The sequence below is a fragment of the Pseudomonas sp. Irchel s3f7 genome, from assembly GCF_900187615.1.
Classification (GTDB): Bacteria; Pseudomonadota; Gammaproteobacteria; order Pseudomonadales; family Pseudomonadaceae; genus Aquipseudomonas.
Genome location: NZ_FYDO01000008.1, coordinates 104931 through 128746 on the forward strand (window position 1 = coordinate 104931; position 23816 = coordinate 128746).

General features: G+C 54.4%; 23 protein-coding genes and 2 pseudogenes. 10 read left to right on the forward strand and 15 right to left on the reverse strand.

The window, feature by feature from the left end; translation table 11 throughout:
• Positions 1 to 66: 66 nt before the first annotated feature.
• Positions 67 to 453, reverse strand: a complete 387-nt coding sequence (locus CKW19_RS29445; RefSeq protein ID WP_095057599.1) for a helix-turn-helix transcriptional regulator — start codon at positions 451 to 453, stop codon at positions 67 to 69.
• A gap of 44 nt (positions 454 to 497) precedes the next feature.
• Here CKW19_RS29445 and CKW19_RS09090 point away from each other — a divergent pair, with 44 nt between their 5' ends.
• The 4 genes from CKW19_RS09090 (at position 498) to CKW19_RS09105 (ending at position 3711) form a co-directional block, all read left to right on the forward strand.
• Positions 498 to 791 (forward strand): DUF4031 domain-containing protein, encoded by a 294-nt coding sequence (locus tag CKW19_RS09090; RefSeq protein ID WP_095057600.1) that lies wholly within the window; start codon positions 498 to 500, stop codon positions 789 to 791.
• Positions 792 to 820: 29 nt separating this feature from the next.
• A complete protein-coding gene (locus tag CKW19_RS09095; RefSeq protein ID WP_095057601.1) occupies positions 821 to 2032 on the forward strand; it encodes a nucleoside triphosphate pyrophosphohydrolase family protein in 1212 nt (403 codons plus the stop codon).
• A gap of 5 nt (positions 2033 to 2037) precedes the next feature.
• Positions 2038 to 2709, forward strand: a complete 672-nt coding sequence (locus CKW19_RS09100) for a uracil-DNA glycosylase (protein WP_095057602.1) — start codon at positions 2038 to 2040, stop codon at positions 2707 to 2709.
• A gap of 297 nt (positions 2710 to 3006) precedes the next feature.
• Positions 3007 to 3711, forward strand: a complete 705-nt coding sequence (locus tag CKW19_RS09105) for an HNH endonuclease (RefSeq protein WP_143500301.1) — start codon at positions 3007 to 3009, stop codon at positions 3709 to 3711.
• A gap of 33 nt (positions 3712 to 3744) precedes the next feature.
• On the opposite strand, the pseudogene CKW19_RS28370 reads toward CKW19_RS09105, so the two are convergent.
• The 7 genes and pseudogenes from CKW19_RS28370 to CKW19_RS09135 all read right to left on the reverse strand — a co-directional run.
• Positions 3745 to 3840 (reverse strand): annotated as a pseudogene (locus CKW19_RS28370) (transposase domain-containing protein); the annotation flags it as partial.
• A gap of 200 nt (positions 3841 to 4040) precedes the next feature.
• Positions 4041 to 4841 (reverse strand): hypothetical protein, encoded by an 801-nt coding sequence (locus CKW19_RS09110; protein ID WP_095057604.1) that lies wholly within the window; start codon positions 4839 to 4841, stop codon positions 4041 to 4043.
• A complete protein-coding gene (locus tag CKW19_RS09115) occupies positions 4819 to 5469 on the reverse strand; it encodes a C1 family peptidase (protein WP_095057605.1) in 651 nt (216 codons plus the stop codon). The genes CKW19_RS09110 and CKW19_RS09115 overlap by 23 nt, the downstream gene beginning before the upstream one ends.
• Positions 5466 to 6482: an ImmA/IrrE family metallo-endopeptidase gene (locus CKW19_RS09120; RefSeq protein ID WP_095057606.1), complete on the reverse strand. Its 1017-nt coding sequence runs from the start codon at positions 6480 to 6482 to the stop codon at positions 5466 to 5468. Before CKW19_RS09120 ends, CKW19_RS09115 begins: the two co-directional genes overlap by 4 nt.
• Positions 6483 to 6833: a helix-turn-helix domain-containing protein gene (locus CKW19_RS09125; protein ID WP_008439377.1), complete on the reverse strand. Its 351-nt coding sequence runs from the start codon at positions 6831 to 6833 to the stop codon at positions 6483 to 6485.
• Positions 6826 to 7095, reverse strand: a complete 270-nt coding sequence (locus CKW19_RS09130; protein WP_008439386.1) for an acyl carrier protein — start codon at positions 7093 to 7095, stop codon at positions 6826 to 6828. Before CKW19_RS09130 ends, CKW19_RS09125 begins: the two co-directional genes overlap by 8 nt.
• 127 nt (positions 7096 to 7222) lie before the next feature.
• Entirely contained in the window at positions 7223 to 8089 is an 867-nt protein-coding gene (locus tag CKW19_RS09135; protein ID WP_095057607.1) for a hypothetical protein, read from the reverse strand.
• Between the two features lie 151 nt (positions 8090 to 8240).
• Here CKW19_RS09135 and CKW19_RS09140 point away from each other — a divergent pair, with 151 nt between their 5' ends.
• Positions 8241 to 8912: a hypothetical protein gene (locus CKW19_RS09140; protein ID WP_095057608.1), complete on the forward strand. Its 672-nt coding sequence runs from the start codon at positions 8241 to 8243 to the stop codon at positions 8910 to 8912.
• A 634-nt stretch (positions 8913 to 9546) separates the two neighbouring features.
• Here CKW19_RS09140 and CKW19_RS09150 read toward each other — a convergent pair.
• Together CKW19_RS09150 and CKW19_RS09155 are read right to left on the reverse strand one after the other, a co-directional pair.
• Positions 9547 to 9819 carry a CRISPR-associated protein Cas2 gene (locus CKW19_RS09150; protein WP_095057609.1) on the reverse strand — a complete coding sequence of 91 codons (273 nt, stop codon included), beginning with the start codon at positions 9817 to 9819 and terminating at the stop codon, positions 9547 to 9549.
• A gap of 72 nt (positions 9820 to 9891) precedes the next feature.
• A complete protein-coding gene (locus tag CKW19_RS09155) occupies positions 9892 to 10227 on the reverse strand; it encodes a YegP family protein (protein ID WP_095057610.1) in 336 nt (111 codons plus the stop codon).
• A gap of 281 nt (positions 10228 to 10508) precedes the next feature.
• Between CKW19_RS09155 and CKW19_RS09160 the strand changes: the two genes are divergently transcribed.
• From CKW19_RS09160 to CKW19_RS09170, 3 genes are all read left to right on the forward strand, one after another.
• Entirely contained in the window at positions 10509 to 11198 is a 690-nt protein-coding gene (locus CKW19_RS09160) for a response regulator transcription factor (protein ID WP_160012830.1), read from the forward strand.
• Complete coding sequence (locus CKW19_RS09165) at positions 11174 to 13246, forward strand: HAMP domain-containing sensor histidine kinase (RefSeq protein WP_095057612.1); 2073 nt, start codon at positions 11174 to 11176, stop codon at positions 13244 to 13246. The genes CKW19_RS09160 and CKW19_RS09165 overlap by 25 nt, the downstream gene beginning before the upstream one ends.
• A 622-nt stretch (positions 13247 to 13868) precedes the next feature.
• Positions 13869 to 15311 carry a hypothetical protein gene (locus tag CKW19_RS09170; protein ID WP_256580312.1) on the forward strand — a complete coding sequence of 481 codons (1443 nt, stop codon included), beginning with the start codon at positions 13869 to 13871 and terminating at the stop codon, positions 15309 to 15311.
• A gap of 1 nt (position 15312) precedes the next feature.
• On the opposite strand, the gene CKW19_RS09175 is transcribed toward CKW19_RS09170, so the two are convergent.
• The 5 genes from CKW19_RS09175 to CKW19_RS09195 all read right to left on the reverse strand — a co-directional run bounded on the left by CKW19_RS09175 (position 15313) and on the right by CKW19_RS09195 (position 21178).
• Positions 15313 to 16239: a hypothetical protein gene (locus CKW19_RS09175; RefSeq protein ID WP_256580313.1), complete on the reverse strand. Its 927-nt coding sequence runs from the start codon at positions 16237 to 16239 to the stop codon at positions 15313 to 15315.
• Positions 16240 to 16744: 505 nt separating this feature from the next.
• The gene (locus CKW19_RS29450) at positions 16745 to 17866 is read right to left on the reverse strand and encodes a TniQ family protein (RefSeq protein WP_143500303.1); all 1122 of its coding nucleotides are present in this window, start codon (positions 17864 to 17866) and stop codon (positions 16745 to 16747) included.
• The gene (locus tag CKW19_RS09185; RefSeq protein ID WP_095057615.1) at positions 17824 to 18714 is read right to left on the reverse strand and encodes a TniB family NTP-binding protein; all 891 of its coding nucleotides are present in this window, start codon (positions 18712 to 18714) and stop codon (positions 17824 to 17826) included. The genes CKW19_RS29450 and CKW19_RS09185 overlap by 43 nt, the downstream gene beginning before the upstream one ends.
• Positions 18711 to 20633 (reverse strand): Mu transposase C-terminal domain-containing protein, encoded by a 1923-nt coding sequence (locus tag CKW19_RS09190; RefSeq protein ID WP_095057616.1) that lies wholly within the window; start codon positions 20631 to 20633, stop codon positions 18711 to 18713. Before CKW19_RS09190 ends, CKW19_RS09185 begins: the two co-directional genes overlap by 4 nt.
• Positions 20630 to 21178 (reverse strand): TnsA endonuclease N-terminal domain-containing protein, encoded by a 549-nt coding sequence (locus CKW19_RS09195; RefSeq protein ID WP_095057681.1) that lies wholly within the window; start codon positions 21176 to 21178, stop codon positions 20630 to 20632. Before CKW19_RS09195 ends, CKW19_RS09190 begins: the two co-directional genes overlap by 4 nt.
• A 255-nt stretch (positions 21179 to 21433) precedes the next feature.
• On the opposite strand from CKW19_RS09195, the pseudogene CKW19_RS09200 reads away from it, so the two are divergent.
• Both CKW19_RS09200 and CKW19_RS09205 read left to right on the forward strand, forming a co-directional pair.
• Positions 21434 to 22080, forward strand: a pseudogene (locus CKW19_RS09200) (ATP-binding protein); the annotation flags it as partial.
• A gap of 359 nt (positions 22081 to 22439) precedes the next feature.
• Positions 22440 to 23801: an SrfA family protein gene (locus CKW19_RS09205; protein ID WP_095057617.1), complete on the forward strand. Its 1362-nt coding sequence runs from the start codon at positions 22440 to 22442 to the stop codon at positions 23799 to 23801.
• Positions 23802 to 23816: the final 15 nt, after the last annotated feature.

A 23816-nucleotide genomic window follows, 5' to 3' on the forward strand; every position in this document is an offset into this window, starting at 1 on the left:
ACCGCGCTGCCCCCCTAGAAATTCACAACCAAGGTGATAAGCGGGCGCTGGGAGCATTAATGCGTGCTAATCGACTGCCGACACAGAGCTGCTCGCAGACGTATTTGCGGGAAGCGCCGCGGCGATGAGCTCCTCCAAAGCTTCTACCAATTTCGTCACTGCCGGTTCACACCCTGGCGCAACTCGAAGCAGCTCGTCCACCTTTCGCCCCAAGCTCGCGGTACCGGTTGAATACTCACGCGGATCGTCTTTAATTTGCAGAAATGTGCATATTTTATGCAAATTTTTGCCGACACTACTCATCTGCCCCCGCTCGTAGCGAGAGATCTGAGAATGATGAACATTGACCGCACGGCCGAGATCTACGAGCGTTAGACCACGACCCAAGCGAGCTTGGCGGATCTGCGCCCCAACAAAGGCTACATCGGATGAGGAGTTGAATTTTTTTCCCATAATGTGCAAAATATTTGCATATATTTTCACAGAAGGCGAGCAGAATGGCGGTCTACGTGGATTCAGAAGAGATCCTGTGGCGGGGCAAGCTCTGGTGCCATCTGGCAGCGGATACTCTGGATGAGCTTCACTCGTTCGCCTCTCGACTGGGCCTGCGCAAAAGCTGGTTCCAATCCAAGGGTTACCCGCACTACGATGTGACCGTTTCGGTGCGTGAACGCGCGCTGACAATGGGAGCAATCGACGCCGATCGCGAGACAATCGTCGGTCGCTGCAAGCAGCTGAAGATGGAGCTACGGCAGCAAGTGCTACGACAGCAGGTGCTGGCACTCGCATGAAATAGCTTAAAAATGATCAAGGAGGATTGATGGCGCCAGTACCTCAACCGCGTCCGGTGGCACTTACCGTAGCCAAGTACATGCTCAAAGCGCGGGAGAGCATGCGCTTCAAGGACGATGCCGATAGCCTTCAATACATTCGCTTCGGATACTTTGGCGAGATTGGTGGCTTACTTTCCTCTGTAAAAAAAGCAGGTCGTGACCGCTTGCAGGCCGCACAAAACGACTTGGCCGCAGAAGAACTGGGCGACGCGCTGTGGTACTTGACCATTGCGGCGCACCTTCTGAAAATCCCCGCCGACGCTCTCGGGGAGCACTGCATCCTTGTCCTTCGCGATGAATTCGGCGAAAGCAAGAAAGCTCCCGCGCCGCCGATTACGTTTCGTCAGATAGACGGTCTTATCGAAACACAGCGCGATGAGGATACAATCCCCCGCCCAACGCAGCTGGGTAAGCTTGCGCTAAGCGCCGGTGTGCTGGCTGAAATGTCGCATGCCAGCTTGGCAAGTATGGCGCCACCCAAACGCGAGGCTTATTTCGGACAGCTGTTGTCGGAGCTCGCCAAGACCTGCTCCAGCTTCAACCTGAACCTTGAAGATGTGGCCTTGGGAAACCTGGAAAAAACGGCCAGTCGCTGGCCAAGTGAACAGAAGCGTGAATTTCCACTTTTCGATGAAGGTTTTCCGGAGCATGAGCAGTTCGAGCGCGAATTCACTATCGAATTCATCGAACGCGGCGAAGGCCAGAACAAGCATGTGGTTCAGCGCCTGAATGGCGTCTATATCGGTGACCGCCTTACAGACAACAGCAACGAGCCTGACGACTATCGCTTCCACGATGTCTTCCATTTGGCTTATGTGGCGTATCTGGGTTGGTCACCAGTGTTGCGAGCACTGCTCAAGCGCAAACGGAAATCCGACCCCGCTAAGGATGAGAACGACGATGGCGCTCGCGCAGCGATCATTGAAGAAGGCATCGCCACTTGGATTTTCGATCACGCGAAAAAATATGACTACTACGCAGCAACTCAACCTGGACGTCTCGACTACGGCCTACTCAAGCAGATCCAAGGGATGGTTCGGGGTTACGAGGTTGAGCGATGCAAGCTTTGGCAGTGGGAGCTTGCCATCATCGAAGGTTTCAGAATGTTCCGCGAACTGCGCGAGCATCGAGGAGGCTCGGTGGTAGTCAACATCACTGAAGGGACGCTGACTTTCCACAAGCCCCTCAAAGAGGCCTAAACGCAATGACCCCTACATCCTTCGTAAAGGCCTTGTCTGAATTCAGCCTCGACAATGTGTTCAACCCGTACGCAGACACCTGCCCTGTGCATGATCGCGTGGGAGCAGCCGCATCTCGCCGGAAAAACCTAAAAACCTATCTTCAGGCCGTATCAGATCTAGGCACCGACACCATTTGGATGGGGCGCGATCTAGGTTATCGCGGAGGGCGACGGACCGGACTGGCCCTTACCGACGAATTCCACCTTTCCGAGATGACTCGCGTCTATCCAGGATGCGAGTCGCAACAGGCGACCCGGGGCCCAGCAATCGCCGAACGTACTGCTGCGGAGATTTGGGCCGTCCTGAAGGCTGTCGATATTCCTCCCCTGCTGTGGAATGTTTTCCCATTTCATCCGCATGAGCCAGGCAACCCATTCACCAACCGCAAATTCAGCGCAAAAGAGCTGGCGTTGGTGGATGAGCTCAATAGCGAGCTGTTCAGTTGGCTTAGAATCAGGAAGATTATCGCGATTGGTCAGGACGCCGCGCACTATGCGTCGCGCTTTGGCCTGCCCATAGAAACCATTCGCCACCCGAGCTACGGGGGAGTCCGTGACTTCCGCGCAGGGATGGCCAAACTCTACGATCTGCGCCCCCTGATTTCTCAAGCAAGTCGCCAGGCTTCGCTGCTCTAACAATTCCTTTCAACCAGGTAGAGAAGCCAAGAGTTCTTTAGTTATGTTTCTACCAAATTCTTGAGAAAGGTGAGGAAGTAGATAAGGGAGCGACAGGCGACTCCCAATCCGCGAGCGTTGGCTTCAGAGTATTCAAGCTAGGCTATGGATCATCAATGGAGCCCAGCATTTACGCTGCCTGAACGATAGGGATTGCAAATGTCGATGTATAAATTCACCACTGCCCAACGGTACGCCATATTTCTAAACCACGGTATGAAGTGCTACATGTGCGGCCGCCCACTGGACCTCACTTCAATGGAAGTGGATCACATTTTGCCCGAGCGGCTTCTCAAGGATGACGTCCAATTTGGGATTACTCGATCGATATTCGGCCTCGAGGATTCATTCGACATCGACTCATATGAAAACTGGATGCCGGCGTGCGGGCCATGCAATCTGAAAAAAGGGCAGACTGAATTTGCGCCTACTCCACTCATCCAGATTGAGCTGCAAAAGGCGGCGAAGAAAGCTGCTAAGACAAGTGCCATTGCCGCCAAGGCTGTTAACAACAGGCAGGTGTCCCTTGCCCTTGGCGCGCTGGAAAAAGCACACGAAAGCGGTCAAGACTTCGATGAGGAAACACGACGACGATTGTCGGACATCGTGCAATTTTCTTCAGAGCAGGGACTGATACCCAAGGGGCAACCGTTCATGTTCACGCAGTCGTATCAATTAAGGACAACAACAGTCGAGGACGCGAGGAGTTGGGGGGTAACGCACTGGTCCATACCCCCTTTTGAGCAGGGAGAGGCAGCCTTGGTCGTGCTTCTGAGGGAGGAGGAACTGCAAAATGGGTGCAGCGTGTGTGGATCGATGCAGCGGGTCTTTCAACCAATCAATCAGGAAGGCGGACCTGATCCGGCATGCATGGAGTGCATATCGGCGATGGGCTGGATGCCGCCTGTGGCATTAGGAGACCTGCCTACGCATATCACCGCTGATGACTATGATGAGCCTTAAAACGTAAGCGTCCGGCCATCAAGCCTTGCGTGATTAAACCGGCTGCCACTTATGCGGCAGCAAATGATCGATTTCACTCTCCTGCTGCGCCGGCAAGCTTGTGAGCACGTCCTTAAAATAGGCATACGGCGACATAGCCATTAGCGAAAGCCAAGCACACCCTGGGCAAATTGATCTAGAGAGCTATGGGGGCTTCGGCCTTGCCGATCCAGCCAGAACCCTCGCATCCCGAACGCATTTGGGTCATTGCAATCGCACTCCTTGGAATCACCTATCATCCAAACATCTGCTGGCGAAGTCGCTAGGCTTGGCTGCTCTAACGATTGCTTTCAACCAGGTAGAGAAGCCAAGAGATCTTTGGTGACACCTACCTTGCCAAAGGTCTCCGTATCCAAATACGCATGTGTTGCGATACAGGTAAGCACTCCACATTCATACTTGGATTCCTTACCCACAAACGAGTGAAGCTGGCTCAACCCGATAAGGTTGCCCAGCGCACGCTGGCAGTACCACTGAGAGCGGTAGATCGCGGTTAGATCCAGCTTGCCATCTGTAATTTTGAAGCTCAGATGACTCAAGCAAGGGACGTTGAGGGGTTTTGCATCTCGAGATGGGTCGAACACCGGTAATTCATACCCATGTCCGTCGAGTGGCGGTGCCAGATCAATATCGGGATCACTGACCCCCAGCTCGAACGCCGATTGGTACTTGGTACCGTTGTGCGTTTGAAGCAGACGCTCAATCAGGTCGTCCAATGGGTTAATGGCCCCTGTACCGTTTCGGCTCGGACGACTCATCATGCGCTGAGCATACGTGCCCCACGAACTGCGCTTTTTGCCCTTGGCCAGCAACGCCAAGTAATTTGTGTATAGCTCGGGACGAGAAAACCGTCGGGCCAACCCATTGGGGAAAATGGTGCCCGCCACGGTCTCGACACTCAGGTCCTCACGACTGCTGCGCAACGCCGCATCCACAGCCTTGATGATTTTCAGATCATCCTTGCCCAGCTTCTGAGGAGCGCTGATTTCCAGGATCAAATTCCGATCCTTGCGCTGCTTGCATCCCGCCAGATGTCGCGCCGCAGCCACCCAAGCCTGCCCCAAACTTTCAGATGCGATCAGTTTTGCCATTCTCTACTCCAAAAGCACATTCGGCATGCGCGCTTACATAGGCGCCTGAAATCCAGGCGTGTCCGTCTACACCCCACTGGGGGCCCCAGCTATTGCGCACGTAGAACCATGGCGCACTATTTCCATTTTCATGCCCCACGCCAATAGCGACTACCGCATGGAGAAGTCCTGGCATGACCTGATCACCGAAAGCCACTAGGCCCCCTTTAGGTTTGAAGAATTCAGGCGTTACCCGCAGACCCAATCCGATCGGCTGACCGGCACTTATAAAATAGGCGATATCGGTAGGGTCAGCCGATACGCACTGCAATAAGTCACCGTAATGCTGAAGTCCCGAGGGCAGATCGGGAATTGGGAGCGAAGGCTCTTCAGAGCAGTAGGGGAATGCGGCTTCCTCAGGCTGACCGACACGAGATGCCTCTCGCATCGCATCGAAAGTGATTCCGCCGCCCGGCGCCCAACCCGGTGTCAAAATGGCGGCCGCCCGATAAAGGTATTCAGGACTCAAATCGGCGGGCGATTTCGATCGATTCAGATCCGATAATGCAAATGCCAGGCAGGTCGGACGCCGCCCCTGAGGCCTTGCTTGCGAACCGAAGCCATCGAGCAACACCTTAGGGACGATCACGCTAGCCCGTCCTTGAGCAACTGCTTACGCGAGTGCGGTGTCAGCCCGAGATTCAACGACTCAAACTTGGCGCATGAGCTGAATGTATCAGTGGCTGAGCTCGAGGCATCCCATGGCGCACGCTCCGAGAGCCGCACGCCTACGGGCTCTGAATCGCTGGTCCTTCCGCCAGTGAGGAGGTAGTCCATCATCTCTGTACCGCCGAAAACCGGCGACTTATCCACTGAAGGCGTCGAGGGTACGGTCAACGGTTCCAGCTGAAATCCCTGCGCCTTTAACTCTTCGGAATCGGCTTCCCAGAGATATCCTGACGGTGCACGGCTTGGCAATCGAACAACCAGCTGGTCATCCGGGCGAGGCTCAAGGATTGAAGTTCGATCATCGCTGTCGAGCAGCCACACCTCTTTGCGGGCATCCACCAAACGGTCGCCGAGCAGCGCTTTCTTGATCATCGCGGGCTTGGTCCGCAACATTTCCCGGACTTGATCAGCGCTCATGACGCCATGCCGGCTGAGCGACCATGCCGCCGCTTCGTAGCTGACCCCCATGCGTAGCGCCAGTTGATAAAGGACGTCAGGCCGGAACAGCGCCTGCTTGGTCCATTGCTTGCGCTGCATGATTTTGACGATCAGCTTGCGAGGCACCAGCAGGTTGTACCCGAACTGATCCGCTTCCTGCTCGACGAGCGCAGCCTGAGAACCGTAATAGATTTTCTCGTCGGCGCTGCTGCCGTGCCCCATGAAAAAATGACCCAGCTCGTGGGCACAGGTCATGTGAACCAAGCCTGCTGGGCGATCCACATTGACCAATATTCCAGGCGTTTCATCACTCAGAAATGCCCCGAGCAGCTTCTCCATGGGGCGCAGCATGACCATCACCCCAGAATCAGCAGCGATCTGGAAAGGGTCTATTCGCGTGTATCCGTCCTGCTCGATGCGGGCCATCGCACCGCTCTCATTGATGACCTCGACCGCACGCTGTGCGGCTCGCAAAACAACATCGCGGAAGCCCATTTACTGTCCCTTGTGCTTGAGAAACTCGGCGAAGCGAGCTACCTCATCAATATCCTGCTGCGAAAGTCCATTTACTGCTCTGGCCAGAAACGCGAGCTGGGTGGGGCCGGAAGGCGCCGGGTCTCTTCCGGTCATCAGGTACTCCATAGACTTGCGATAGAGCTTGGCGAGCTTGCTCAGCTCCGTCGCCTCCACTTTGCGGTTGCCCGACTCGATGTTGGTCACCGCCGGGCGGGAGACCCCGAGTGCATGAGCCACCTCATCCTGGGAAAGCCCCACATACTCCCGAGCATCTCGCAGGCGCTCAGCCAGGCGTAGCCTGTCCTGATCCTCCACCGACGAACTATGCATGGGTTTTTTCCTTCAGGTGCTTAAGGATTCCTGACGTGACCAGCTTGACGAACTGTTCTTTGGTTTCGTAACCGCCGTTGCGGATCACGACATCCACCGGGATTTTGACTTTCAACATTTTCCCGATCTCAACCAGCGCTTCGATAGCCATGACCGATTCCATCGGCGCACCCAAGTCATCAACTGACAGCGGGTCATCAACGATTTCGAGCGCACGCTTATCCCAGAACTGGCCAAGGTGTTTCTCAATGCCGTCTTTCATTTCGATGGTTCCAAGGTAAGAAAATCGTACATTTGATGTTTGAATTTAAGTCGATACCGCAGAAATTGCAACGTCTGCCGACGCATCAATCTCTGGAGCCAGCTTTCCAGCGCGGTACCTCACCTTGTTAAACAGCAAAGCAGACGCGAAACCCGTCGAATGAAACCCACTGAACGCCATTACCGAAGTTCAAACGCCCAACCACCTCCTTGTTGCCGGTATAACCCTCAGCCTTAAGAGCCCGCGCAACTTCAGCCGCTCGGTCGTGGATCAGGTGCTGAAGGCCATGAATTCGTTGTCGCTCTAACTCGGCGTCTGTCACCGCTTGGGCGGAAACCCCAGTGCCTGAATACCCGCCTCCCAGAGGATATAGAAGGGAACCGTCCGATAGCGGGGTGATGAGATTGATACCGGCGGCCCTCAGCATCTCTCTGTCTTCATCGGTATAAAGCTGACCGAGAGACATGCCACTGCCCTGCATCCTTGCTGCCCGCGTTAGGTGCGGCCAGTTTGCATGCAGCGTTTCAATAACCGAACTGTCCGACCAGGTACCGTGCTGATAGATGCCTACCGCATGGAATGCATCATCAGTGGGAAAACCGAAGACCAGTGGACCCGTGCGCTCGACGAAGCTCTTGTTTTTTGCGTGCTGCGCCCGTCCAAGATGGAAGTGGTAAATGCCCCAATCCAGTAGCAGTCCATCCTTGCCTTTGAAGTCTTCAATTTTCAGGCTCAGATGCGGCGACAGGTCCTCACCGGTTTCTATTTTAACTTTGAGCTCTGCCCACCCTGTTTCGTGTTCAAGTGGGCAGACGAAGGCATTAGATAAATGCACGACCCTGGGCCTTGGCTCGACTCTGCGTGTTCTGGCATGGAAAAACAGCGCGGCCAATTCCTCGGTCTTCGCAGAAGCAAGGTCCATCGCCCAGTGCTCTTCCATGATCCGCCGCATCTCAACGATCCAGTCCGCCTCAAAATCCGTTTTCAACAGCACCAATTCATCCTCTGATCATTGGCAAATGGCTTGCGCCGAGCAGGGTTCTCGACTGCGGCCAAGCGTATTAATATCACATTGGCATCACGGTTGCGTAATCGCGCAAACCAGACGCTTGCGACGCAGCAAGCACCTGAAATCAGAGAGCAAAATGAAACAGCAGGCAAGATTTAAACGCCCCAACGGCCGCAAGAGATTTAAAGAAATCGCCATCCGTACATTTACAATTCTTTCAAGCTTGGGCGCATTCGGTGTGATCGTCGCAACGGCCTACAGCTTTCTTATTAGTGACACCAAGCTCGTTTATGAAAAGCCGTACGGGCGCTCTTACGTTTTTTCATTAATCAATGATTCGCCCGCTGACATAATTGTTGAGAAATTCAAAATCTCTTATCCCGATCAGCCAGTAATCGCGAAAACCACCAAAGACATTTACGCACAATCCAAGGACGGCGGGCTGGTGATGCCTGGGGGAAACATCAGCACGATACCGATCATCGAATTCCATGAGCTGGATGGTGAAACAATATCCGCTAGGGACACTCATAAATTCAGGCTTCCGCCCCTCAATAGCCGTGACTATCTGCAGTTGGAAGCCGCCATCTTTGAGATTACGTACGAGGTAACACCTAAAAACAGATTGCTCAGCTATCTCGATAAAACACTCAAATTTGTAGCACTCAGAAACGAAGAAGAATCTTTACGCTACATAGTGGTCGACAACTACTGGATCCTGACTCGCTCCAAATCTCCCTATGAAGCCATCCGCATCGCTTGTCGAGATAACGATATGCTTTCCAGAGGAGATCTGTGCACGCGGTAACTTGGCGACTCTCGCCCGTTCGGCAATCTGGCAGGGTTTACCAGCCCTCACTTGATCGGATGGGTCAAGGACGCTACAGCCTCGACTGACTATGCCCTGAATGGCCATCGCTGTAGCGTTGGTCATGGCTGCCGTGGTGTGTCTGCGCATGCCGAAAGACAAAGTAAACAGGTAATCGGCGCATTGCCGATGAGCGAGACAGTGGAGTGCCGAGAGGACTTGGCTGACCTGCCGGGACCGACCGTCAAGGAGCTACGCTTACTTGTAAATCTGCTGAAAGCCCGTCAGGGCTTTTGGTGCAATCAGATTACTGATTGGCGCCGGCCGCTGGCGATGCAGGTGTGACATTTCGCAATAGATGCAACTGGTACGGTCGGCGTGCAAACGACTGTTGATTCAGAAACCCCAGACGCAGCCCGGGCTTGCGAACGTCTTTATCTCCCGCGATCCAACAATATTGATAAGGCCACCCGAATGACTTTGCGACGGGTATGGGTGTCGCGTGGGCCGATCAATCAATATCTCTACACCAGTAGAACTCGAACCGTTGCGACTTAGGCGGGCTGACGTACAGAGCGCCCATAGCCCCGATCCGTCGAGGCTTGTTACCGCCACAACCGCAATCCGCAGTTAACTAGCGGGCAGGCGGGTTCTGCGCGATCCAGGCATTGGTGCCGCTGTTGGCTTGGGCGTAGTGATGGTTGCGCGTCAGCTCGGATACCCAGAGTTTGTCGTCGCCATCCATGAAATTCCTGAGGTGGTCATGCAAGCCCTTTGCGGTGCCGTTATAGGCCACCAGCCAAAAGGACTCTTGCGAGCGATGCGCCCCGAGACGTTTGAGTTCATCGATCAACAGCTTGTAGTCTTTGTTTTTTATGAGGTCATACGACACGGTGAAGCTAGTCATGATTGGCTCCGGACAGAAATGTAATTGGAGGAGTCGAAGGGCCGCTCGCAATGATGCGGCCCGTTCAGAGCATTAGGTCAGATCGATGGTGGTGGCGGTCGAGCCATAGGTCTTTACTGCGACGATCCCCTGGTCGCGGGCGTAGGCCGAGCTATAGGTCTGGCTGGTGCCGATAATCTGATTATTCGCAGCACGCAGTACGAAGTACGGGCGCAGGTTCTGTGCGACGCGTTTATCGTAGTACTGATCGTACGGCGAATGCGCTTTGCAGGAAGCAATCCCGCTCTCGCAGCCGGATTTCTGGATATACCCCTCGCTGGCTAGGATGATTTCGCCATTCGGCGCTTTCAAGTGGAAGTAGAACTGGTTGTTCTGGGAGGAGCGGAAAATCTCATAATGTGCAGCCATGTGAACCTCGGATCAGTTGCGAATTAATGAACAAGCGCGGTAATGGCGCATGTTGTGGGCCGTAATTGGCTTGAACTGAAGGCTACGCAAGGAGTCGTTAGTGGGCTAGGCGCCAACAATTGGATCCATTACCGGGCGCTTGTTCCACCACTGCGTTGCGAGGTTTTTGCTAGCCAATGCAAGTTTTCAGCCTCAAACGTGAGCAAAGTCTCACGTTGATGCGGAGCTGTGGGGGTTGTAGAGCTGATACCCTAGCCCATTATGCGCACGAGGTAAAAAGCATGAAAAAGATTGCAATCATTGAAGATTCTCCTGACACGAATAATGCCCTTGCTGGGTTTTGCAAGAGCATTGCCAAGGACATTGAAGTTCATCAATTCTTTGATAGAGAAAGCGCCGAGAAGGCGATTGTAGAAACGGATTTTAGTTTAATTGTATTGGACATCGAGTTGCTGCCGGAGAAAAATGCTGGTGTTGGAATACTGCGAACAAATATAAGTAACCACAAGTCACCGGTCATAGTGGTCTCCGGACTTGATGCCTCATTGTATCGTGGTGTGATGCGCCAACTGGATGTTTGGGACTATATGGAAAAACCCATTCCTCCGGACGGTCAAGAGTTTGTCGAACTGGCACTACGGGTGCTCAGGACCCAGACTGGGCCGAGTGTAGAGGATAAGGAAGCGCTGATTACATACGACCAATCCACCACAAGAATGCGCTTCAAGAATAAAGCGTTGAATATCCCTCAGACGGCCAAGAATATTCTCTGGCGGCTCTACGAACGCCGAGGCTCTTATGTCCCATATGCCGACTTTTTCGAGTTGGTGAAATCAGGCCGTAACCCTGAAGCTATTCGTCAACACGTTAAGAATATACGTGACGCCTTCGAGGAGGTGGGTGAGTCGCCGGATCATGTCGTTGTAATCAGGATGAAAGGTGTGCAATGGCAAGACTGCGTCAATCCTTAAGCAAGTTAAAAGGTAATCTTTACCGAGCCAAGGCTCGGGTGCTGATCGTGGGCATTATGACCGGCATGGTCTTGCTGGTGTTTTTTGGCACGATTGCAGTGTTGCGGTTCAGCTATGTTTCAGTAGCACAGCAATACCAGGCAGCCATTCAGAGGACGTTACAACGTGTCACGGCTGAGTTCGAAAGTTTGGAGGGTGACATTGCCTTTTCTAACTTCGGAGAGCAGTCTTCAGATGGACACGGTGTACCCGTGGCAAAATTGCCTCTTGAGTTTATCAATGTCATTCCAGGCCATGTCGAAGATCTCAAGCCGCTCCTAGGCTGCAGCTTCAAAACCCTGCAGGATTCACGTGATCAGCTGTGCGCTGGGGTGTTAGAAAATCGCGATTATGGCGCACTGGTGTACCTTCGCGGTACGTTTCATGTCGACAGCGAGCTGACTTCACCGACCTATGCGAAATCCCCATTCACGGCACACCACTTCAGCGTGGCGGTGACCGCACGGGGGCGCACCAGCCACTTTGTCGCCACCTTCGATCCGGTGCGCCGAGCGGATGCTTCGACCGCCAAGCTGTTCTCTCCAGCGTGGAGCATTGCTGGTTTCAAAACCACCAAGCAAGGGGCAGATGATTTTACCCGTGAGCGCGATATCAAGGGTCGTATTCTGGCTCACCTGACCCCTGAAGGAGCGGTCAGCAGCTACGAGTTCATTCTTCAATTACCCTTGTATGCTTACCTCGAAGCTCCGGAGACGCAGACCATCTGGCCTCCTGAAGACATTTCTCAGGCGAGAGTCGCGTTGAAATTGCTTGGACCTATCGGTGACGGGCAAGGCCAGATACTCATGAATGGCCTAGAAACCAACGAGCGACCTGTATTCTCTTTTGAGTCCATGTCGCAGTACTTGTCACCAGGAGAAAGCCTTCGCTTCATTGCTTCTCCCGGAAGTGAGCCTATCGAAGTGTTTGCCGGTAACCACGGTGGCCGCAATGAAAGCCGCTCTGCGCTGGCACGCTTGGCCAACAGAGTCGTTGAGCTGGTGACGCCTTCGATTGCTACTCAGAAAGCCGTCGTACTCTCCAATGGCGGCAGGATAGAGTTGAGCGGAAACCCTGCCTTGGTATTAGGCGGGTGGAGCGCTGCAGCAAAAGCAATTTTGGCGTTTGCAGCGATCCTCGGCACTCTCCTGGTGATAAGTGGTTTCGCAATTCACCACTATGTACTGGCACCTCTGAACAAGGTCAGGCGTAACACTATCTATATGCGAGGGCGTTACTCGGATGCGGATGATTTCAAGTTACCGTATTTGATCTTAAACCAGCATGACGAAGTGGGCGTGCTATGGGCCAGTATTGAAGATTTGCACAAGTCTATTACCACATATGGGCGAGAGGCGCTGGAGAACGCCAAGAATGAAAGCGATATCCTTCGCGCCATTGGCCATGAAATCAAGTCCCCCTTGCAAGAGCTGCTGATACGTCACAATAAACCCGACGATCCCAGTGCCAAGAGCCTTAAGCGAATGTCCTATGCCTTAAAAATGCTCTCCGGTAACCCTACGGCGCCGAGTTCCGGAAAGTCGCTCGGCCCCAAGGAAGCGATTAGCGCATCTCGGGGCCACCTCACCAAAGAAAACGTGGTTGAGTATCTGGAAAACGCCGCCGAATCCAGTGAGGGGATTACCTTTGCTTATTCTTCCGGCTCGTTGTATGTCAGTGCCGACGGCGACATGCTGGAAGCATCACTGACCGCAATCTTGAATAACGCCAAAGAGTTCCGAAATCAGGGCACGGAAATCACCCTCAAGGTGTTCGCCGACGCAAGCTGGGTTCTAATCGAGGTGGGTAATCAGGGGCCACAGATCCCGTCTTATTTGATTGACGAAATCTTCGAGTACGGCGTGAGCAGCCGTGACTTGGACGGTGAACATCAGGGTTTAGGGCTGTTCGTTGCCAAGCAGTATGTAAAAAAGATGGGTGGCGACGTTCACGTCAAGAACGTCGAAGGTGGGGTGCGGTTTGCAATCAAGCTCGCGAGGGCACATTAGGACCTGACAGATCGTGAGCAGCACGTAGTGAAATCCAGACCTCTGCCGGCGAAGCCGATACAGCGTGAATTGCATGGCTGTATATTTTGAAAGAAGGCTTAACGGCGCCAACCTGAAAGCTGTAGGAGTATCGGCAAGAGCAAAGGGAAAAGCTTCGTAAGGCGTTCCAGCCAATCCTTTGAATTGGAAAGCGTTACCAAATTTGCAGGCCGCGAAACGTCATCAAATAGGCGCCACTTTTGCGTCGCGGGAGAGAAAGCAAACCGGTAGACTCTTAATCATGGCGATCTAACATGACGGGAGTATCGGTTTGGCTGGACAGCTTCAACGCATTGATTTGTCGTACTCTCGCGCTAATCTCCGGCATCCCGATAGCTCTGTCGAAAGCCTCAAAGGCGATCACTTGGTCTGGTGGTACGGTCCTATTCGCCCAGGAAGGCCCACCCGAACTATCCCTTTAGCCAAGGTGCATTTCAGACAGCTGTTCAACGATGTGCCAGGCCCCTGGACTTCGGCCACAGTGCCACTCAGCAGCTTGCCTCATTATCGAAAAGGCACCATTTGGCGTAACGGCAAATGTATCTCCGATACGAATCTAGCCTCACCCGCACGGATATTTGACGTGGACTTCAACGAGTCAGGGTGGTCGCTGACGTCAAGAGCCGACTTGCTAAAGCAAGATAGGGCTAACGTTTTCCATCATGACGAATACCCTCTGAAGTACCGGCACGATCTTTCTCGCGTGATCGACTTCAAGCTGGGTGGCAACAAGAATTTGCTCATTCCATGCACTGAATACTTCGTGCGTGCTTACGTCAGGAATATGGAAATTTGCCGAGCCTTGGCAACGTTGCGTTGGTCCGACGTTAAATCCGTTTTTTATGATGATGAGCGACGTGACGAGCATCGATGGTTAGTCAGGCCATCCAGGAAAATGCGCAACTATGATGCGGTTTTTCTCGCGCACCTGCTCTACGACGATTACACAGAAGACCGTATCAAGCACGTGAATGCACAATTTACGTCGCAAGATCCGTTGTCGCAGATATTCATGGAGGCGACCCCCTGGTTTCGGGGCAAAGGGCAGCTCCAGTGTCGAGGCAGATGGATCAATAACGGTAATACCTTCCTGTGCCTAAATCTGATTGGCTCCTCTCAACCGGCCGGGCAAGAAATTGAATGGCAGCGCAAGAACTTCGACAGCAGCGAAGGTGAGGATGGTGGACGGATAGTGCTCCCCAGGCCGGTCCGAACGGCCGAGGCCGAAGAATTCTTAACTGAGCATTCCCACGCCGAGCCAGACAACCACTCCGAAACCGTTATCGTTAAAACGCCACCTTTCAAAACTTTGGGCGAAAAACGCAAAGTTAAAAAAATTAAGGAAGTGATCAAAGCCAACCGTGGGCGCCTCGGCCCGCGCCCTTCAGAGGCGAACTCGCATTCATCCGGAGAAGAAACCGGTTCCGGCAAGAACATCGGCAAGCTAGAGCATGTCGCCGATCCCGATGTCGATGTCGATGTCGATGTCGAACTCGAAACGCATGGCTTCCTTAATGACATCTGGAATGCATTCCGATCGATCATGGCGGCTAACCCAGGTCGAGTGACGAAGGTGAATTGGTACACACCTCCGAAGTTCCGGGATCAGGGTCCTCCGAGGGCCATTTTGTTGCGGCCAACAACTGATTGGGAACCGGAGAACAAATCTGCCCTAGGATGGGTATACCTGGATCGCAAAACCGGTAAGTGTCGGGGATTAATGGTACTGCGCATTGTGATAGATGGAAAAAACTACTTTTGTTTCGAGGTTCAGCCGATCAATCCTAACAAGGCTGAATACTCTGGCGTGCTCATGAGGTCACACGTCCACAGCCCCGAAGAGTTTGAAGAATTCGTCAAGGAGATTTGCTCCCGGGTGCGATACGTCATGGGCAGATTCATACACATGCACAGGTACTTCCCGCCCAACGCCAAGATCTTCAAGCATCACCAGAGGGATGCAACGGTACTTTATCGAAGCCGTTTGATTAACGTATTTAGGGAAATGGGAGTGACGCTGGATTGACTCATCCTGGATGCTCGCCTCGCCGGTAACTGCTAGCTGACGGCACCCAAAGATTTTTCTCCTCATGGGTAACGCTGTAGCCAGCGACGTCTCGGTAGTCCTGCCGCTGGAAAACCAGTTTTTTCCGACTTGCCCTCGTTACATCGTGAAAATAGGCGAGCGCCTTCACGATCCAGCGTCCCTCGAAGTCACCCTCGGCAGTTTCACTTAACATTGCCACCAGCTCACGCTCTGCTTTTTGCCGTCTTGCCTGAGACAACCAGCGCGGGTCAGGCTTCACTTGCAGTTCGAGTCCGTGACGCCTATTTAAATGGCCGATGAAACCAGCGACTGCCGCAACCTGGCCTGGTGAGCCTCGCCAGAAAGACTGTAACGACTTCTGAGTCGGCAACTCCCCCAACTTCAGTTGAGCATTCTCGAGCATGTTAACGGCGGCGCGGGCGGCTAACCGGACTGACCGCAGATCTGTAAGGCCTTGTTCCATTTTCGCCTTTAAGACGCTGACATACTCGTTAAGCAACTGAGCCGACCATCTGCTGGAAGGCTCCGACAAAATTGCCGCAAGACGACGATGCTCTGTGTGCTCATCGCGCAGCTGCACATCGACAGTAACCACACCAGTTTCTGTCAAAAACCGCATTGGACTTTCGGCCTTGCGCAGCCCCGCCGCACCGAAATGCTGCAGGAGTTGTTCGTAGGAAGGTGCCGCACTCCAGTTCGAGTCGAGTACTGCAAAAAAGCGGTAGTGAACGTTGATGTTCAGCGCAGCTTTATGTGCCCCGACACTCGCTAGGAACCATTCCCCGAATTGACTGAACAGCTCAGTGATGTGGTCACTGCTGAAACCTTTGACGTTGATCGCTAACCGCTTATGAAAAACGCGTAGCCACTCACATATTTCGCATTCGCGGCCGCGACCAGCAGGCATCTGTTTGCCGCATGTATCGCACGGGTGGGAGATCGCAACAGTGCAAGGTTCGCAAGCAGTGGAGCCGTCCTGTCCACTGATTAATACGCGATGACGCCGGCAGCGTGGACAAGTCCCCTTCGCAGGGCCACTGCAACTCGGGCATCTACGCAGTCCTGTCGACTTGCTCCGAGCCAGTCGCTGGGAAAGCCTGCCGCACACCTCGCATGGCTCCGGGACGTTGAAATAAGGGCGACACGGCTTGCACACTGGACCGTATTGAGTACGTAGGCCTATTTTAAAATCCACTTTTGCGCATCGTACGCAAGGTCCGGCGCGCTCACAGGCTGAGCAGTGTGCCGACTGATCAAAAATCGGAAGTCGAGCGAAGTGCCCGCAGCTAGAACACATTCGCCGTTTGAAGAGCCGTGCGTAGCATGTCTCGCAGTAGCGCTTGTTCGCATGCACCTTCTTGGCTTTGGCCATCTCGCCGCCGCAGCCGTGGCAGCCCGGCGGAGTGGGTGTGTCATGAGATGCCATTTCTATGCGTCCTTCTCTGCAATCGATTCCACATACGCCAAACTTCGAGGGGCTCGCGTGTCTGCCTGCGACTTGGTCGACCTGACTGGTGTCGAGTGTGCTGCACGAGTACCGAGACCATTTGCGCGAGAATCGGCGATCCTCCAATCCCCCGGACCGGAAATATCGTCACAGGCAACTCAACCTCACCCGCAAGCTCCAGGAAACGCTCCGGACCTGCCTGCATTATCACCCAAGCCTGCCCCAACAACCCAGCACGCTCGGCAGGCGTTGCGTATTCGAAAGGCAATCCAAGAGACGATGACTTCAGATGTGAAAGATCCAAACCCATCGCCTGGCAGAACAGTTGCGATTTGGTCGTAGGATTGCGCGTTACGTTCTTGAGAAAGCTGACCATGACCCGAGCAATGCACATCCACTCCGCAAAGCTCAATGACGTCAGACCGTAAAGCGCTGCCGATTGGGTGGCTGAGTCCGCAAAGCTCTGAAACGCCAAAGCTGATTTCACAACGGGCTCGGGCGAAACGTCAGCCAATGACTGGCCACATTGGTGGCACACGGATAAGGGTCGATCAGGACGAAGGCGATTTGGCTGGAGGGCCGAACTACACCGCAAGCACCGATCAATAAGCAAAGTGCGATGGCGAGGACAGACTGTGTGCCACGCCAGGCGGTACTGCAAAAGATAATGAGGAACAGTTTCCGTCATGCAATAAGGACAGCAGAGCAGCCCGCCTGCGTGAGATCGGTTCCGACAACCAAGCGGCAAAATCCAGGGCAGATGCGCTGTCTGCTCAGCTACACCGTTAGGGTGAAATTTTTGCACGACAGGCCAAAGCGTAGAGGCCAGGAGTGAGGGGACCTGGAGGCCGGTCATGCTGGACAAGACCTCCATGTTTGCCCAGGAATGCCTACGATCAAGGTCAACTTTCCACGCTTGAGCACCAGGCCAAACGATGCCGGTCAACGTGCTGGGCAAGCACCTATGGGCATGCGCTGTTCTCACTAGCCAGGAAGAGAACAGCTCATCAGGCAACATCTCGGGAGTAAGTGGCCAACGAGGATTTAGACAACGCGCTCCCTGATGCCACGTGTAGGTCGCTTCCACGACTTAGCCTCAATCAGCTGCCGATCAATGCATTCCTTCCCAGAATTGATGGCTTCCGTGGCGCACTCGAGTAACAGACCGTGCAGGTCTCCAGTGTTGCCGCCTGAAATGGAATGGATCAGCTGAGCCAGCTCAGGCTTGTAGATAGCCGACGGCTTTTTCAACGGCAGCACGGCTTCGAAAGCTTTCAGCATTCGCTGAAACTCGGCGTCTAACTTCCACGTTTCCAGTTTGATGACATCAAACCGGCTTGCGTGCTGCGGGTCCAGGTGCAGGATCTGCACAGCGTCCGGAGTTCCTACGCCAACAACCGGGATTACCAAGGTGTTGCACAGCATTTTTAGCGCGTTCATAACCTCACGCTGCTTCATAGCGGAGCCGGTGAGCATTGAGTGCACTTCATCGATGATCAGCATGCGTACCTTGAGCTCGCGCAGCGCGTGGATCACCTGAAACCGAAGCGTTACCTTTGAATCGGTCGTTCTGTAAGGCATCCACATGCGATCGAGGATGGCGATGTATAGGTCCTTTTCCTCAGCAGAGGGCGGTGCCTCGGCCACGATGATCGGTCGCACCGCCTCCGAGTTCTCGTCCACATAACCTTCCCCATGCATCTTCTCGAAATGCCTGACGATCGTCGTTTTCCCGTTGTTCGAATCACCGACAATGAGCATGTTCGGCATCCTTGGGCGCTTGGGCGCCTCGAGCAGGCATTCAAGGCTATCCAATATGTGATGTGCTGCCTTGTAGCCGATCCACCGAGGTTCACCCATGAAGCGAATACGCTCCCGAGCTGATAGTTGCAGCACTGGCCTGAAATCGGCGTGCAGATGTGCGTACTCAGTCATTGGATATCACCGATCAGATCAACATCATCAAGCAGTAACCCTTCGCTTGTAGAGATGGAAGGCATGGCTTGCATAGGCGCTTTGACAGGCTGCGCCGGGGTCGTATTTTTGCTGTGTACCTTGTGCTTCTGAGCTTCACGACGCGCTTTCTTAGTGCTTGCGGATGACCCATCGACGATCTGGCGACGCTCCAAAATCAATCTGCCGATCAACGCCTCGTCAATGTGCTTTCGACCTTCATCAACAGCTTGTTTCTTGGCCGCTCGGAATTCCCACAAGGTGGCTGCCGGGAACGCCTGGTTGGCCACCGGCACCCGGAAATATTGTTTCAGGACAGGGTCGTAGAACCAGATAACGCTGATGTCGCGAGGGTCCCGTCTGAATACAAATTTACGCGCCTGACCAGTCACTGGATCCGTCGTACCGATCCAGTGACGCAATGCCTCCGAGTAATAGTAGACATCCAGCTGGACGCCATAATGTTGAACGGTCCGGCGGTACGAGGGCATGAAATCCAGCTGCACCGTAAGAGGATCCGCAGGTCGAGGCGGAATGCTCACCAACGCATCGGCTTCACGGCTCCCGAAGAAACCTAAATGCCACTTGCGCGAAGGGCTCATGTAAAGCGCTGAGTGGGGTCGGTTGTGATACAGAATGATCGTTCGAACCAGCCACTCCTCAAACTCACCCATCGTGAGTGCAGCATGCTTGTCGGAATCGTAGCCGTCTCTATCAGGCACGCTGCTGTGCGTAGTACCCGGCAGTTCATGTAGCTCTCTCATGAAAGTACCGAGCAGGCGTTCAATATGGCCGCCGTATCTGGGCCGCTTTACTGGGCGGAATTGGTTTTCGATATTGTAATTTGCGCACGAACGACGGAAGTTTTCTGCCTGGAAGTCAGGCCCGTTATCGGTATGGACCATTCGAGGGAAACCCCACACTGGCCATTCCCCGCGAACGTTGTGAAGATTCAGCCAAGCCTCTTTTGGCAGGATAGAGTGGGCAACGCACATGCCGACGGAAATTTCGGAAGGTTCCTCAAGGGCCAGGTAATAGCCGGTGATCATGCGCGAGTGCACATCAATCGCTAGGCTTAGCCACAGACGACCAATGGGCTTGCGATGCCGATCATCCACAATGATCAGATCAATCGGGGTGTGATCAATTTGAACGACCGCCAGCGGGTAATCGGCGCCTGGAAACTTACCAACTGAGGGTGTATGCCGATTACGAGCTTGATCAGCATATCCACGTCTACGCAGCTTGATCTTCTCAGGGATGCGCTTGATCCTTGCCCTGATAGCGGATGCGCTGGGTGGCTTAACTCCCTTAGCCTTGGCCTGTAATTCGATTTCAGCAATGGTCGATTGGACAGTTCGCCGCTGAATCGTCAGGTAGTGCTGCTCGATCACTTCATCAATGAGTTTGTCGGCTTGTGCAGTCAATCGGCTGTTACCGGATTGCCAACCCCGCTTGCGCGGCACGAGCGCAAGCACTTCGTGCCAACTTTGATACCGATCCAGCCACCGATAGAGAGTGGCAGTATCAACACCTACTTCTTTGGCTCTCTCCTCTACGCTCGCTCTGGGCAAGATCGAATCGCGCAGTAAGGGCTTGATGGCTGAGAACCGCTGTTGCGCTATTGCCCACTCATCCGAGCTGATCGTCGAGATGTCGTAGTTCACGTACAGGCCGTCGACTCGGTCTTGCGCGACAGGTTGGAGTTCGGAAATGCGGAGCGAGACGCTACGGCCGGTCTCGACTTCTACTCCGACGACGTTCTGAAAGTCGAGTAGCTGGACGATTCGAAAGATTTGCTTGTCACAGCTAACCATTTCCCCGACTTCGACCAAGACACGCTCTCTGGAGGGTTCGAATGGGGTGAAGTGCTCATCCGTGTCGATTTCATAAATGTTCATGGCGTAGCCACCCAGAGTTCAAGGTATTCATTCAGCGGCTCGGTGATATCACACTCCACCAGGCCAGTAGCGATAAGGTGCCAGAACAGCGCGACACCACGATCTCGATACACGCCTTTGAAATGGCGAGCCAAGAGATAGTGCACGGGCGCAAATTCCATTTCCTGAAGCGTCTTCAGGACCATCTCAATGTCTTCACGATCAAAGTCCAAGCGCTCGAAACGTTCCAGGAACGTGATGTTATCGAGAGGCAACCCACGGATGCGTGACTCGTCATAGATGCTGAACGTCCAGCCCTCTTCCCGGGCGTAGCGGCGCGCTGCCTTCCATTTCCCAAGCCAGGTGCGCCAGTTATTGCGCCACTCATAAGCGGGCTTCACTTCGACCAGCATCGGCCTGATGTAGTCCATGTAGTTAACGCCCGCCGGCTGGCGGTAATGCACCAGAAAGTCAGGGGTGTAGGTCAAATCGCGCCCTCGTGAATCAACAAAGTCGACGCGGACTGGCTGGGCAACCACTGACTCGACCCGATGAGAAAACCTCATTCGCTTTAAGAAGTCGCGCTCAAGCAGTGACTCGTACGACACGCCACCTGTGCCGCGAAACGGCAAGAAACCTGAAACGCTGCGACGTGTCGGCTTGATAGGACGGACCTGTTTAGGTTGGTCGCAGCTATTTCGAGTCATTTTCAATCCTGTCGCATCCAATTTGAAAGTTTTTCGCATCTATTTGCGCAATCAAAAACCGCATCTCACGGCCTCTAGCCTAGTGCTTTCGCAGCTATTTAGGAAGCCGACAGCGGCTCGAAACCGCAACCCGGTGAAATAACCCTCGCCCATCATGGCGTTCTATTTCTCGACGAACCGAATTCGATCGCAAGGTGTTGGAGGTGTTAAGGGAGCCGCTTGAGTCCGGTCAGATCGTAATCTCCCGCGCCAAGGATCGTGTCCGCTTCCCGGCCCGTTTCCAATTGGTTGCCGCGATGAACCCGTGCCCCTGTGGATATCTTGGCGAGCCCAGCGGCAAATGCAGTTGTACACCGGACATGGTCCAGCGTTACCGCAACAAACTGTCGGGACCGCTGCTGGACCGAATCGACCTGCACTTGACCGTCGCTCGGGAAGCCACAGCGTTGAACCCTGCGCTGAAACCCGGTGATGACACCGCAACAGCCGCAGTGCTGGTTGCCAACGCCCGAGAGCGACAACAAAAACGCCAGGGCTGCGCGAACGCTTTCCTTGATCTGCCGGGCCTGCGCGAACACTGCAAGTTATCCACAGCCGACGAAACCTGGCTGGAAACGGCATGTGAGCGATTGACCTTGTCGCTGCGAGCGGCCCATCGACTGCTTAAAGTCTCACGGACCCTGGCGGACCTGGAGCAAGTTGAAGGCATCACCCGCGATCATCTGGCTGAGGCGCTGCAGTATCGGCCGAGCACCAACTGATCTGCTCTTTCACCCAATCTTCGGCACTCAATCGAGTGGCCGCTGATGCGGGCGCTCCAGCCCAGACCGCCACGACCGTTGAGTTCGATGAAAAATGGATCCACGTCCTTGAGCGGTGAACTCCAATCATGACGAATGAAACGATTCATCAGGTTTAATAAAGCTTACGCCCGAGCCTTCCCAAGCCAATTAAAATTGACCTTATGCAACCTCCGCACGCTTACGTTAGTCTCATACGGTTGAAGCTCCGGCAGATTGACGGCGATGTCATGATGACACTAAGGTCGCCCGCTAATTGCAGGAGCAAGTACAGACGCATTTGTCTGTCATTTTTGCGCAACGGATCGTATGGAGTTTGAATGCGCGGGGCACTATTACGCAGCGGTAAGAGCGGGTCATTCACTGCCCTCGGCGAAACAGGTCAACCGGTCTACCGGGCAGCCCTGCAATTGCGCGAAGCCATTCGCCGCAAGAACCCCGATTTGGTCGATCATCTGGCCATTCCTCAAAGCGATGAGCTCGGCAACCAGATCGATTGGTACAGCGCCCTCGACGGCGATGTGATCCCGTGGAGCAGCGCGACCGAAGAAGAGCGCGCCCCTGCCCGCCGCCAACTTGAAGCCCTCAAGACTGCACTCGAGGAATTGAGCCAGCGTTTCCTGGTCACTGATTCCGGTGAGCAGCAGCAAGGCGACAAAGCCGTCTTTGGCAAGCTACTCAAGCGAGTGATTCATTTCCCTGACGAAAATTTTGTCTATCTGGTGCAAGGCAAACCGGTGCTGACCTTTTGGGGGTTCGAGCATGCTGGTAGCGGCATTAGCGATCCCCTGCACTGCCTCTATCAAGTTCCGCCCGCATTCACGCTGCCACCCGTGGTCGAAGCGCCTGTTGTTGCGCCGGTAGTTGCCCGTCCGTGGTGGCGGCGCTGGTGGTGGTGGCTGTTGCTGCTGCCGCTCCTGCTGCTGCTTTTGTGGCTGTTGCTCGGCCTGCGCGGTTGCGTCCCGATTCCATTAGTGGCTGTGGACCTGCTGCCTGAGGGCATCGTTCCGGTGGAAAAACAACTGGAAGAGCCGCAACTGCCCGGCAATGTCACGACGCTCAATGGCGTTCCTGTGACAGGCACCGTTATAGGCTCCACCACAGGAACCGGCACCGTCGTGCCCGGAACACAGGGTGTGGAAACGCCGGGCGTCGAGGGTAACGAGGCTGACGCAGCACCCGCCGACTTGACCAAAGACCCGGCCAAAGACCCGGCAGCCGAAAACAAAGCCGCCCCCCCCGAAAACAAAACCGCGCCGCCGGATGTCACATCGCCCGAGGCAGAAAAATCCGCCGCCGCAAAAGCCGGCCCTCCCCTGAGCATCCCACCAGACGTCGCCGACGGAGCCGCCAAGTTCCTCGACGGCCAGTACAACGCAGGCGCCGGGATACAGGACCGCCGAACCGGCAAACCGCTGCGTCTGGAATACCAGCTCAAGGACGGTAAGGGCCAAGTCACCGTACACCAGGCCGACGGCTCGAAATGCAGTGGGCCGGTGAGCGCTACTATGAAGGGTGGCAGCCTGGCCATCGACAGTCAGGGCCAGGCCGTTTGCGGCGATGGCAGCACTTACGACATGCCCAAGGTCAACTGCCGCCCAGGGGCGACCACGGTCGCGGACTGCACCGGCGGTTACGGAAAAGATCAATTCCCCATGTCCATGCGGCAAGTGGCCGAATAAAAACGGAATAACCCG

Bases quoted from the DNA above. Each gene is read 5' to 3' on its own strand.
- CKW19_RS29445 (WP_095057599.1), bottom strand. From the start codon at position 453: ATGGGAAAAAAATTCAACTCCTCATCCGATGTAGCCTTTGTTGGGGCG.
- CKW19_RS09090 (WP_095057600.1), top strand. From the start codon at position 498: ATGGCGGTCTACGTGGATTCAGAAGAGATCCTGTGGCGGGGCAAGCTC.
- CKW19_RS09095 (WP_095057601.1), top strand. From the start codon at position 821: ATGGCGCCAGTACCTCAACCGCGTCCGGTGGCACTTACCGTAGCCAAG.
- CKW19_RS09100 (WP_095057602.1), top strand. From the start codon at position 2,038: ATGACCCCTACATCCTTCGTAAAGGCCTTGTCTGAATTCAGCCTCGAC.
- CKW19_RS09105 (WP_143500301.1), top strand. From the start codon at position 3,007: ATGGAAGTGGATCACATTTTGCCCGAGCGGCTTCTCAAGGATGACGTC.
- CKW19_RS09110 (WP_095057604.1), bottom strand. From the start codon at position 4,841: ATGGCAAAACTGATCGCATCTGAAAGTTTGGGGCAGGCTTGGGTGGCT.
- CKW19_RS09120 (WP_095057606.1), bottom strand. From the start codon at position 6,482: ATGGGCTTCCGCGATGTTGTTTTGCGAGCCGCACAGCGTGCGGTCGAG.
- CKW19_RS09125 (WP_008439377.1), bottom strand. From the start codon at position 6,833: ATGCATAGTTCGTCGGTGGAGGATCAGGACAGGCTACGCCTGGCTGAG.
- CKW19_RS09130 (WP_008439386.1), bottom strand. From the start codon at position 7,095: ATGAAAGACGGCATTGAGAAACACCTTGGCCAGTTCTGGGATAAGCGT.
- CKW19_RS09140 (WP_095057608.1), top strand. From the start codon at position 8,241: ATGAAACAGCAGGCAAGATTTAAACGCCCCAACGGCCGCAAGAGATTT.
- CKW19_RS09150 (WP_095057609.1), bottom strand. From the start codon at position 9,819: ATGACTAGCTTCACCGTGTCGTATGACCTCATAAAAAACAAAGACTAC.
- CKW19_RS09155 (WP_095057610.1), bottom strand. From the start codon at position 10,227: ATGGCTGCACATTATGAGATTTTCCGCTCCTCCCAGAACAACCAGTTC.
- CKW19_RS09160 (WP_160012830.1), top strand. From the start codon at position 10,509: ATGAAAAAGATTGCAATCATTGAAGATTCTCCTGACACGAATAATGCC.
- CKW19_RS09165 (WP_095057612.1), top strand. From the start codon at position 11,174: ATGGCAAGACTGCGTCAATCCTTAAGCAAGTTAAAAGGTAATCTTTAC.
- CKW19_RS09175 (WP_256580313.1), bottom strand. From the start codon at position 16,239: ATGCCTGCTGGTCGCGGCCGCGAATGCGAAATATGTGAGTGGCTACGC.
- CKW19_RS09185 (WP_095057615.1), bottom strand. From the start codon at position 18,714: ATGACTGAGTACGCACATCTGCACGCCGATTTCAGGCCAGTGCTGCAA.
- CKW19_RS09190 (WP_095057616.1), bottom strand. From the start codon at position 20,633: ATGAACATTTATGAAATCGACACGGATGAGCACTTCACCCCATTCGAA.
- CKW19_RS09195 (WP_095057681.1), bottom strand. From the start codon at position 21,178: ATGAGGTTTTCTCATCGGGTCGAGTCAGTGGTTGCCCAGCCAGTCCGC.
- CKW19_RS09205 (WP_095057617.1), top strand. From the start codon at position 22,440: ATGCGCGGGGCACTATTACGCAGCGGTAAGAGCGGGTCATTCACTGCC.